General features: G+C 28.9%; 10 protein-coding genes and 1 tRNA gene. 10 read left to right on the top strand and 1 reads right to left on the bottom strand.

What is annotated here, in order from left to right; translation table 11 throughout:
* Positions 1–46: 46 nt before the first annotated feature.
* The 10 genes from rpmI (at position 47) to AMN73_RS01875 (ending at position 11,224) form a co-directional block, all read left to right on the top strand.
* Positions 47–253, top strand: a complete 207-nt coding sequence (gene rpmI / locus AMN73_RS01920) for a 50S ribosomal protein L35 (protein ID WP_075534601.1) — start codon at positions 47–49, stop codon at positions 251–253.
* 1 nt (position 254) lies between these two features.
* Positions 255–611, top strand: a complete 357-nt coding sequence (gene rplT, locus AMN73_RS01915) for a 50S ribosomal protein L20 (protein ID WP_075534600.1) — start codon at positions 255–257, stop codon at positions 609–611.
* Between the two features lie 43 nt (positions 612–654).
* On the top strand, positions 655–1,722 hold the full coding sequence (gene pheS / locus AMN73_RS01910) for a phenylalanine--tRNA ligase subunit alpha (protein ID WP_075534599.1): 1,068 nt from the start codon (positions 655–657) through the stop codon (positions 1,720–1,722).
* Positions 1,719–4,127: a phenylalanine--tRNA ligase subunit beta gene (gene pheT, locus AMN73_RS01905; protein WP_075534598.1), complete on the top strand. Its 2,409-nt coding sequence runs from the start codon at positions 1,719–1,721 to the stop codon at positions 4,125–4,127. Before pheS ends, pheT begins: the two co-directional genes overlap by 4 nt.
* Before the next feature lies 1 nt (position 4,128).
* Complete coding sequence (gene lepA, locus AMN73_RS01900; protein ID WP_075534597.1) at positions 4,129–5,934, top strand: translation elongation factor 4; 1,806 nt, start codon at positions 4,129–4,131, stop codon at positions 5,932–5,934.
* 44 nt (positions 5,935–5,978) lie between these two features.
* Positions 5,979–6,785 (top strand): class I SAM-dependent methyltransferase, encoded by an 807-nt coding sequence (locus AMN73_RS01895; RefSeq protein ID WP_143323188.1) that lies wholly within the window; start codon positions 5,979–5,981, stop codon positions 6,783–6,785.
* A gap of 3 nt (positions 6,786–6,788) precedes the next feature.
* A tRNA-Ser gene (locus AMN73_RS01890) sits at positions 6,789–6,878 on the top strand.
* 43 nt (positions 6,879–6,921) lie between these two features.
* Positions 6,922–7,746: a glycosyltransferase gene (locus AMN73_RS01885; protein ID WP_075534595.1), complete on the top strand. Its 825-nt coding sequence runs from the start codon at positions 6,922–6,924 to the stop codon at positions 7,744–7,746.
* Between the two features lie 145 nt (positions 7,747–7,891).
* The gene (locus tag AMN73_RS01880) at positions 7,892–9,949 is read left to right on the top strand and encodes a DNA gyrase subunit B (RefSeq protein ID WP_075534594.1); all 2,058 of its coding nucleotides are present in this window, start codon (positions 7,892–7,894) and stop codon (positions 9,947–9,949) included.
* 3 nt (positions 9,950–9,952) lie between these two features.
* Complete coding sequence (locus AMN73_RS01875; protein ID WP_075534593.1) at positions 9,953–11,224, top strand: ActS/PrrB/RegB family redox-sensitive histidine kinase; 1,272 nt, start codon at positions 9,953–9,955, stop codon at positions 11,222–11,224.
* On the opposite strand, the gene AMN73_RS01870 is transcribed toward AMN73_RS01875, so the two are convergent.
* Positions 11,217–12,242 (bottom strand): cobaltochelatase CobT-related protein (locus tag AMN73_RS01870; RefSeq protein ID WP_425304120.1); only part of this gene is annotated, 1,026 nt, incomplete at its 5' end. The two genes, AMN73_RS01875 and AMN73_RS01870, sit on opposite strands and share 8 nt — an antisense overlap.

The following is a 12,242-nucleotide window of genomic DNA, read 5'->3' as shown; positions in this document are numbered from 1 at the left end:
GTCTCATATAATCAATTAATTTTTGAAAAAGACTCCATCCTCTCTCATGCCAAAATTGAAAACAAAAAGTTCAGCAAAAAAAAGGTTCAAAATTTCTGCAAAGGGAAAAGTAATAATGGCTCAGGCAGGAAAGAGGCATGGAATGATAAAAAGAACTAATTCACAGATAAGAAAGCAAAGAGGCACAACAACAATGTCCAAACAAGATGGAAAAATTGTAAAGTCTTATATGCCTTACAGTCTAAGAGGATAATATGGCCAGAGTAAAAAGAGGTGTAACAAGTAGAGCAAAACACAAAAAAGTTCTAAAAGCTGTAAAAGGCCAATGGGGAAGACGAAAAAATACTATTAGAGTTGCTAGACAAGCTATGGAGAAATCCATGCAGTATGCTTACAGAGATCGAAGAAATAAAAAAAGAGAATTTAAATCATTATGGATACAAAGAATAAATGCAGGCGTAAGAGCCGAGGGATTGACATATTCAAAATTTATTCATGGTTTAAATAAGTCTGGTATTAAATTAGATAGGAAAATTCTAGCAGAAATAGCATATGATAACCCAGAGGCATTTAAAACAATAGTTAAAAAGGCTCAAGCCGCTTTAAACTAATTTTCTTTATTGTTTTTCCTAAGTTAAGAAATATTCTACTGAAATGTCTGATATTATAAAAATTAAAGAGGAATATCTTTTAAAATTAAAAGATGATTTAGACTTAAATAATATTAATCAAATCAAATCAGAATTATTTGGTAAAACTGGAAAAATTTCAAATGAGTTTAAAAAAATGGGTTCTATGTCATCAGATAGTAGAAAAAAGTTTGCATCAGAACTTAATGTAATTAAAGATGAACTTCAGGAAACTATTGAGAAAAAAATCAAAGATATTGAAATAAAAGAAATTAATCTAAAACTTCAAAACGAAAAAGTAGATGTTACTTTGCCAGAAAGAAGTTTTAAAAGAGGAAAAATACATCCCGTATCACAAGTAATTGATGAAATATCTTCTATATTTTCTGAAATTGGTTTTAGTGTTGCAGAGGGGCCCGATGTTGAAAATGAATATAATAATTTCACTGCACTTAATACACCGGACAATCATCCAGCAAGAGATATGCATGATACTTTTTATCTAGATGATAATAAGGAATACTTGTTAAGAACTCATACTTCACCAGTACAAGTGAGAACTATGTTAGGAGGAAAACCACCTTTTAAGATTATTGCTCCTGGAAGAACTTATAGATCTGATAGTGATCAAACCCATGCACCTATGTTTCATCAGGTAGAGGGTCTTCATATAGATAAAAATATAAACATGGGACACCTAAAGGGATGTTTAAACTATTTTATTAAAGAATTTTTTGAAATAGATAAAATTAAAATGAGGTTTAGACCAAGCCACTTTCCTTTTACTGAACCTTCGGCTGAGGTTGATATTGGTTATACATTAAAAGATGGGAAAATAATAATTGGAGAAGGTGACAAATGGTTAGAAATTCTTGGATGTGGAATGGTACATCCAAATGTTTTAAAAAACGTTAAAGTAGATCCACAAAAGTTCCAAGGTTATGCTTTTGGCATGGGGATTGATAGACTTGCAATGCTAAAATACGGCATTAACGACTTAAGAGCTTTTTTCGAAACTGATTACAGATGGTTAAATCATTTTGGATTTGATCCTTTAGATGTTCCCTCAAACTACAGAGGCCTTAGTAGATGAAATTTACAATTAATTGGCTTAAACAACATTTAGATACAAAACTCGACGATCAAAAAATCATTGATAAATTAACAAGTATAGGTTTGGAGGTTGAAAGTTTTGAAAGTCAATCATCTGAACTAGATAAATTTATAGTTGCAAAAATCATCAAGGCAGAAAAACATCCTAATGCAGATAGACTAAAGTTATGCGATGTAGATATTGGACAAAATGAAAAAGTGAAGGTTGTGTGTGGAGCTCCAAATGCCAAAAATGATCTTTTAACTGTTTATGCTCCTCCTGGGGCAACTATTCCTAAAAGTCAAACAAAGCTCTCTGTTAGTAAAATCAGAGGTGTAACATCTTACGGTATGCTTTGCTCAGAATCAGAACTAAAATTATCAAATGAAAGCGAGGGAATTATTACTCTTTCCCCAAAAAAGTACATCAAACAAGTTGGAAAAAAATATTTTGTTAACAAAAATCAAAAAGTTGTAGATCTTTCAATTACACCAAATAGGGCTGATTGCCTTGGTGTTAGAGGAATTGCAAGAGATCTCGCAGCGGCTGGAGCCGGCAAATTAAAAAACAAAAATAAAAGTAAAATAAATTTTTCAGGCTTAAACAAAATAAAAGTTAAAATTATTAATGATAAAAACCAAGGATGTACAAAGTTTGGCAGTTTACTCATCAAAGGAATTAAAAATACTGAAAGTCCAAAATGGTTAAAAGAAAAAATATTATCATTAGGACAAAAACCAATCTCTGCAGTAGTGGATGTAACAAATTATGTTATGATGGATCTTAACAGGCCACTTCATGCTTATGATGCAGATAAAATTGATAAAGGCATTATTGTTAGAAATTCCAAAAAAGGAGAAAGCTTTGAAGCACTAGATAATAAAAAATATGTACTTGGTGACAATATGTGTGTTATATCTGATGCATCAGGTGTTTTGGGTTTAGGTGGCATTATAGGAGGCGTTAGGTCAGGAACAGAACTAAATACAAAGAATATTCTTTTAGAGTCAGCATATTTTAAACCAAAATCTATTAGATCTACTTCAAGAATCTTAAATTTAGATACAGATGCAAAATATAGATTTGAAAGAGGCATAGATCCAAACTCAATTGAAGAAGGTTTGATTAAGGCAGCCGAATTAATACAAAATATATGTGGTGGAACAATTAGCAAAATAAATATTACAAAAAAAGAAAAATCAAACCACAGAGCTATTAAGTTTCCAATTGATTTATTTAATAATACAACCGGTTTTAAAGTTGAGGTAAGGGAAATGAATAAGATTTTATCAGATCTTGGTTTTCTAGTAAAAAAAAATAAAAAGGAACTAAATTTAAAAGTGCCTTCCTGGAGACCAGATATTTTACAACCAATTGATATTGTTGAGGAAATAGTGAGAATTAAGGGATACGATAGAATTAAAACTGAATTACCAGAAAAAACCAGAAATAAACAAACGTTAAATCCACATCAAAAACTATTCCATTTCTTACAAAGATCAGTTGCATCAAAGGGTTATTATGAAACTGTGACGTGGTCATTTACAGACTCAAAAATAAATGAGTTATTTAAAGAAGAAAAACCTGAAGTCAAAATAGTAAATCCAATCAGCTCAGACTTAAACGTTTTAAGAAGCTCAATTTTTTCAAACTTAATTTTTTATTTAAAAAAAAATTTAGATCGAGATGCAAAAGATATTTCTTTATTTGAGATTGGACCAATTTTTAGTGGAAAAAAACCAGGACAACAAGAAATAGTTATTTCAGCAATTAAGTCTGGGGTGATTTCCAGACTTAATTGGATTGAGAAAGAGAGAAAAGTTGATGTTTTTGATGCAAAAAGAGATGTGATGCAAACTTTAATTGAGACAGGGTTAGATGACAAAAATTTTCATATCAAGTCAAATGCACCAAATTACTATCATCCAGGAAAATCTGGAGCCATTTATCAAGACTCAAAATCAGATAAACCAATTGCCTTTTTTGGTGAAATTCATCCAAATATAAATCAAAAATTACAGATTAAAACTGAAGCATTAATATTATTTGAAATTTTTTTAGATAGAATCGAGCTTCATAAAAATAAACTTAAGGATCAAAAAAATAAATACGAATATTCGGATTTTCAAAAGTCTGAAAGAGACTTCGCATTCATAATAGATAAAAATTTAAATGTACAAGAATTAGTAAAGATTATTTATAAGATCGATAATAACTTAATTAAAAATGTAAAGGTTTTTGATTTATATGAAGGAGAAAATATTCCAAGTGATAAAAAGTCAATTGCTTTGAATGTAACAATTCAATCATTACAAAAATCTTTGAATGATAAAGATCTAGAAAAAATAAATAATTTGATTATTTCAACTGTTGAGTCTAAGACAGGCGCAAAAATTAGATCCTAAAATGTCTACAATTGATAATATAAGAAACTTTGCAATTATTGCACATATAGATCATGGTAAATCTACAATAGCTGATAGAATTATTCATAAATGTGGTGGCCTAACAGAAAGAGAGATGAAAGCTCAAGTTCTAGACTCTATGGATATCGAAAGAGAAAGAGGTATTACTATCAAGGCACAAACTGTAAAGTTAAACTACAAATCAAAGGATGGCAAAGATTACATACTAAATATTATTGATACCCCAGGTCACGTAGATTTTAGTTATGAAGTAAGCAGATCTTTATATGCATGTGAAGGATCAATTTTGATTGTTGATAGTACTCAAGGCGTTGAAGCTCAAACTCTCGCAAATGTGTATCAGGCCATGGATACAAATCATGAAATCATTCCAATTTTAAATAAAATAGACCTACCAGCATCTGAGATTGAAAAAACAAAAAATCAAATCGAAGAAGTTATAGGTATTGATACCTCCAATTCAGTACCATGCTCTGGAAAAACTGGCGAAGGTATTGATGAGATATTAGAGAAGATTATTCAAACTTTACCACCTCCAAGAGGCAATAAAAATGATATTTTAAAGTGTCTACTTGTTGATAGTTGGTACGACTCTTATCTCGGAGTTGTAATTTTAATAAGAGTAATAGATGGAAAAATTAAAAAAAATATGAAAATAAAAATGATGTCTACTAATCAAGAACATATTGTTGAAAAGGTTGGTGTTTTTACCCCTAAACCAAAAGACATAGATGAACTAAATTCAGGAGAAATAGGTTTTATAATTACTGGGATTAAAAATCTATCAGATACAAAAGTTGGGGATACAATATGTGAGGCTAATAAACCATTAAAAGAGGCGTTACCTGGATTTAAACCAAGTAAGCCAGTTGTCTTTTGTGGACTTTTTCCTGTTGATAGTTCTGAGTATCAAAAACTAAAAGATGGATTGGCTAAATTAAAATTAAATGACTCTAGTTTTTCTTACGAACCAGAGTCGTCCTCAGCTTTAGGACTTGGTTTTAGGTGTGGATTTTTAGGTTTACTTCACCTTGAAATTATTACAGAAAGGCTTGAAAGAGAATTTGATATTAACTTACTAACAACCACTCCCGGAGTTGTTTATAAGATTCATCTAAACAACGATAAAGTTATAGATCTACAAAATCCATCCAATTTACCTGACCCAACTATAATAAAATATATTGAGGAGCCCTGGATTAAGGCCACAATTATCACACCTGATCAGTATTTAGGACCAATAATAAAAATATGTCAAAATAAAAGAGGGATTCAAACAAATTTAAATTACTCAGGTAATAGAGCTGTCCTGAATTATGATATACCGCTTAATGAGGTAGTATTTGATTTTAACGATAGACTTAAGTCAATAACAAGCGGCTATGCAAGCTTTGACTACGAAATAATAGGACATAAAGAGGGTGAGTTAGTTAAGTTATCAATTTTAGTTAATGGGGAACCAGTAGATGCTTTAGCTATGATGGTTCATAAAGACTTTGCGCAAACTATCGGAAGAGAGGTATGTGAAAAGCTTAAGGATTTAATACCTAGACATAATTTTATGATACCTATTCAAGCCGCAATAGGTGGAAAAATTATTGCTAGAGAAACTATAAAAGGCTTCAAAAAAGATGTTTTAACAAAAATTCATGGGGGAGGCGCAAGAGATCGAAAACGGAAGTTATTAGATAAACAAAAAAAAGGTAAAGCAAGATCTAAACAATTTGGAAAAGTTGAAATTCCTCAAGAAGCGTTCATAGGAGTTTTAAAAATCAATAAAGATTAAATATGAGGATTAAAACATTTTATAATATTTTCTACAGGCACAGAGTGCAAAAAGCTAACATATTTCTTAAAATTTATATTCTCATTATTTTACCATTTAGGTATTTAATAAATATTCCATATTTACCAAAAGTAATAAATTTAGATTATCATTCAAAAAAAAACAGTGAATTATTTAAAAAAGATTTAGATTTTCTATTCGAACATTTTAATAGTGATAAAGGGGAATATTATATCAATCAGTATATGCAACCAATAAAAAGAAATAATAAAAGAATAGATGCTCATGGTTACTCAAAAATATATGAGAAGTACTTTGAAAAAATAAGAGGAGATAATTTAAATGTATTAGAACTGGGATCTTTTTATGGAAATGCAGCAGGAGCTTTTTATTATTATTTTAAAAACTCAAAAATTTTTTCAGGAGATATATGTCCTGATCTTTTTAGATATAAATCATCTAGATTAAAAAATTTTTACATTAATACTTCAAGCGAGAGTTCAATTTATGAAATTTTAATTAAAAATAAAGATAGCTTTAATATTATAATTGAAGACGCTTCGCACACTTTAAAGGATCAAATTATAAGTTTATTCTTACTTTTTAGAAAGGTATTGCCCAATGGAATTTTTGTTTGTGAGGAACTTGATTTCCCAGAGACAAGAAAAGATATGAATTTAAAAAATGAGTATCCGGATCTAAAACAAATTTTATTGGCGATTAAATCAAATAAAGATTTTAACTCAAAATATATCAAAGACGAAGATAAAAAATATTTTTTAGATAATTTCAAAAGCATTGAAATTTATAAAGGTAAAATTAACGAAGTAGCTATTATACAAAAAAAATGATTTGGAGAGATGGCCGAGTGGTTTAAGGCGCACGCTTGGAAAGCGTGTTAAGGGGCAACTCTTTCGTGGGTTCGAATCCCACTCTCTCCGCCATTTTTTTTTTGATAAATAGATTATTTAAGTTAATAATAAAAATATGAAATCTAGTAACATATCTGTTGTAATTCTATTTTATAGAACACCAGAAAAAGTTATTACGAAGCTAAACAATTACAAAGATTTCGACTTATATATTTTAGATCAAAGCAACGATTTAGAATTAAAGGAAAAAGTAAAAAAAATATTTCCAAAAATTAACTATTATGGTGTTTCCAGCGAGAACAAAGGTTTTGCAAAAGGAATAAATTTTTTAGTTAAAAAAGTAAAAACTAAATATTTTTTATGTACGCAGCCTGATACATATATTTCAAAAAAATCAATACTCAGATTGAAAAAAACATTGGAAATCAAAAAGGATAGCATAATCTCGGTTCCAAGAATCAAACAATTTAAAAATTTTGAAAATAGCCAAAAAAATAAAAAAATATTTCCAGTAAATAAAATTTTAGGAGCTATATTTCTTGCTGAAAAAAATAAATTTAAAAAAATAGGTATGTTTGATGAGCGATTTTTCTTTTATTGGGAGGATGTTGATTTATGTAGAACAATAAAAAAAAATAACTTTAAAATTTATTTAAATATGAGTGCATATGCAAATCATGTTGGAGAAAGTTCTGTAAAAGAAAATTTAAAAAGTTTTATAATAAGAAAAGTTTATTTTAAGTATGGTGAGCTAATTTTTCAGTCAAAATATAAAAAACTAAAAAAAATTAAAATTATCCGTGAATCAATAAAATTTTCTTTATTAACAATTTTTTTTGGCTTGACCTTACAATTTAAAAAAACATTAGAGATGTTATGTTTTATCTATGCAATTATAAAATTCTTATTAATTTTTAAAAAAGCGAATAAAAATCACTAATATTTGTAATTTTTTAAAAACTAAAAAAAAAATAAATAAATATCAAAAAAACCACAATACATGTGGCTTATTTAGCTTCTTGAGCCAAAGCTGTTTTATTTAAATTTCAAAAAATGGTATAATTTTTTTTTTCCTAAAAAAATAAATGATTAAAAAAAATACAACAAATTACCAAGCAGACTCCATCAAGGTTTTAAAAGGATTAGAAGCTGTAAGAAAAAGACCAGGTATGTATATTGGAGATACCGATGATGGCACTGGTCTACATCATATGGTCTATGAAGTTGTTGATAACTCTATAGATGAGGCACTGGCAGGTTACTGCAAAAATATTTCTGTTAATATAAACAAGAACGGCTCAGTGACTGTTTCTGACGATGGAAGAGGTATTCCAGTAGATATTCATAAAGGTGAAAAAAAATCTGCAGCAGAGGTTATCATGACACAATTGCATGCAGGAGGAAAATTCGATCATGACTCTTATAAAGTTTCTGGTGGTCTACATGGAGTTGGGGTCTCTGTTGTAAATGCTCTATCAGAAAAACTAGAATTAGAAATTAATAGAGATGGAAAAAAATATTTTATAGAATTTCAAAATGGCGATGCCAAATCTGCTTTAAAGGTAACCGGAAAATCAAAAGAAACTGGCACAAAGATCACTTTTTTTCCATCGAAAGATATTTTTTCATCTACAAAGTTTAGCACTATCATTATACAGAAAAGAATGCGGGAATTAGCATTCTTAAACAAAGGTTTAAAAATTTCTGTCAACGATCTTACTTTAAAAAAAGAAAAATCAATTATATATAAGTTTGATGGGGGTATTTTAGAATTTGTTAACTTCCTTGATGAAAAAAGAGAAAAATTAAAAAATAAAAATGGGAATGAATTGTTTAAAAAACCTATCTTTATTGAGCAAGCCAAAAATAATATGGAGGTAGAATGTGCACTTCAGTGGAATTCTATGTATTCAGAAGATGTATACCCTTACACAAACAATATATTTCAAAAAGATGGAGGAACACATTTATTAGGTTTTAGAAGTGCACTAACAAGAGTTGTTAATAAATATGCCAATGAATCGAACCTATTAAAAAAAAGTAAACTTTCAATTTCTGGAGATGATGTAAAAGAAGGGCTCACTTGCGTCTTATCAATTAAAATACCAGATCCTAAATTTTCATCACAAACAAAAGATAAACTTGTATCATCTGAGGTCAGAAACATAGTTGAAACAATTATTAGCGAGAAACTATCTCTATGGTTCGACCAAAACCCATCAGTCGTAAAAGTCATACTTACAAAGATTGTTCAAGCCGCACAAGCACGTGATGTTGCCAGAAAAGCTAGAGAAAACGTAAGAAGAAAAGGTGCTCTTGAGCTAACAGGTTTACCTGGAAAACTGGCAGATTGTCAAAATTCAAAACAAGAAGGAACAGAATTATTTATTGTTGAGGGAGATTCTGCGGGTGGCTCTGCAAAACAAGGGAGAAATAGAGAGTTTCAGGCTGTTTTGCCTCTAAGAGGAAAAATTTTGAATACTTATGTTGATACTAATGGAAAAAAGAAAAATGGAAATATTAATGAACATAAGACTAAGGCACTATCTAAAATGATTTCCTCAAATGAAATTATAACTTTAATAAATGCTTTAGGATTGGATCCAAAAAATGATGACTTGGATCTTAAAAATTTAAGATACGGAAAAATAATAATTATGACAGATGCCGACGTTGATGGATCACATATCAGAGCATTATTACTAACTTTCTTTAATAACAGCCCATTTAATAAATTGATTGAAAATGGTCATATTTACTTAGCACAACCGCCTTTATTCAAAATTAATAAAGGCATGAAAGGTATTTATATAAAAGATGAGAAGGAACTCGAGAAATATATTTTAAAAAACTCAAAGGAATTGAGTAAATACAAAAAGGGATCAAAAGAATTCGATAAAAATTTCTCAATTGAAAAGTCTAAATTAAATATTCAGAGATTTAAAGGATTAGGTGAAATGAACCCTGATGAGCTTTGGAATACAACTCTAAATCCAGAGACAAGAAATTTATTAAAAGTAGAATATTCAAAAGATGCAAAAAAAGATCATGAGATAATTCACACTTTAATGGGAAATGACGTAGCATTAAGAAAAGACTTCATTATATCAAATGCTATAGATGTTTTAAACCTTGATATATAATTTATGAGGTTTTTTGAAACTTCAAAAATCTATTCTCTAAATAGAATACAATATATTAGACTTAGATGGATAGCAATAATTGGACAGCTGGTAACAATAAATTTTGTTAAATATGGACTTGGTTTTGAATTTAATCACATACTATCAAATTTTATAATTTATCTTGGGGCAATAAGTAACCTAGTTTTAATTTATTATTACAAAAAAAATCAAGTTTCTGACAGATCCTCTTTTATTTTTTTATGTTTGGATATTTTCCAACTAGGTTTTTTACTTTATTTAACCGGTGGAATAGTAAATCCTTTTTTTATTTTTATTATAATTCCAAGCATATTTTCATCTATATACTTAGGAAAAAAATCCAGTATTTTCTTAGTTTTGATAACAATTTTATGTATTATCTTTCTAACTTTTTTTAACAAAGATTTACCAGCACCATTGAATCAACATTTTCATATTAGCGATTACTATTATTATGCTATTCCAATATCATTAATAATTGCACTTATTTTTTTAAGCTTTTTTTCAATATCTTTTGGGGCTGAAAGAAAAATTAGAGAGAATGCATTAAATAAAATGGAAGCTATAATGGCAAAAGAACACGAGCTTGTTTCTCTTGGAGGACAAGCAGCAGCAGCAGCACACTCACTTGGTACTCCGCTCTCAACAATTAAAATCGTATTGGCAGACTTAGAAAAAGAATATAAAAATAATAAAGATATAAGTTTACTATCCAGTCAAGTAGATAGATGTATAAAAATATTACAAAAACTTAGCATGAATCCTGTTACAGATGATGAGTTTTTAGATCAAAATATTTCTTTAAAAGATTATTTGATCCAAATTATAAGATCTTTTCAAGAAATTAGCAAAAAGGAATTTATTTTAATCACTGATCAGAATAATAATCCGATTGTAATGCCTAAAATAATTGAGATTGTTTATGGTCTCAGAAATTTTGTAGGAAATGCAAATAAATTTGCAAAAAAAAAAATATTTATAAATCTTAAAAGTGATAATGACGAAACTATTATTAAAATAGAAGATGATGGTAAAGGTTTTTCTAAAGATATAATCTATAAATTGGGTGAGCCTTATTTAAAAGATTCCAAGCCGAGCAATAAAACTGGATTAGGTTTAGGAATTTTTATTGGTAAAACATTACTAGAAAAAAATTTTGCTACTGTAACTTGTAAAAATTCAAGAACAAGATCGGGAGCTGAGATCACAATTTTATGGAAAAATAAAAATCTTAAATCTTTAAATTTTAATTGAGTTTTTTTCTTTCGCTAAATAAATCACTTAATTGATTTATCATGACATCTCCAAGTTCTTGAACATCAGTAATTTTAATAGCTTTGGAATAGTATCTGGAGACATCGTGACCTATCCCAATAGCTAGAATTTCTATATTGCTTTTATTTTCAATAAATTTTACAGTCTTTTTTAAATGTTTTTCTAAATAATCACCAAAATTAACACTTAAAGTACTGTCATCAACTGGCGCACCATCTGAAATAACCATCAAGATTTTTCTTTCTTCTTTTCGCTTTTGTAGTCTGCTAAAAGCCCAATTAATTGCCTCACCATCAATATTTTCTTTTAATAATCCTTCCTTCAGCATAAGTCCTAAATTATTTTTAGATATTCTCCATTGAGTATCTGCACTTTTATAAATTATGTGACGTAGATCATTAAGACGGCCAGGGTTTTTTGGTTTACTTCTTTTATTCCAATCTTCCCTTGATTGACCACCTTTCCAATTTTTTGTTGTGAAGCCTAAAATTTCTACCTTAACCGCACATCTCTCGAGTGTTCTCGACAAAATATCAGCACAAATTGCAGCGATTGTTATTGGACGTCCTCGCATAGATCCGGAGTTATCAATTAATAAAGTAACGACTGTATCTTTAAATTCATAGTCTTTTTCTTTTTTAAATGATAAAGAACTATAAGGATCCATAATAACCCTTGTTAATTTTGAAGTATCCAATAATCCTTCTTCCAAATCAAATTCCCAAGCTCTTTTTTGACTAGCTAATAGCTGTCTTTGAAGTTTATTTGCTAGCTTTGTTATCAGATCTTGAAAAGTTATTAATTGTTGATCTAAGTTTTTTCTTAACTTTGTTATTTCCTCTAAACTTTCTAAATTTTCAGCTTTTGAAATTTCATCAAATTCTTTTGTAAAAACCTTATAATCCTTATCACTAAATTCTCCTCCCCCTTTTTGAATAATTGTCTCGCTGCTTTGCTTTTCTGAGTCTGTATCAACAATCTGTTCATCAATCTTGTG

The organism is Candidatus Pelagibacter communis (genome assembly GCF_001179965.1).
Lineage (GTDB): Bacteria > Pseudomonadota > Alphaproteobacteria > Pelagibacterales > Pelagibacteraceae > Pelagibacter.
Note: the sequence above shows the minus strand (reverse complement) of the source record. Positions and strands in the feature narration are given on the sequence as shown.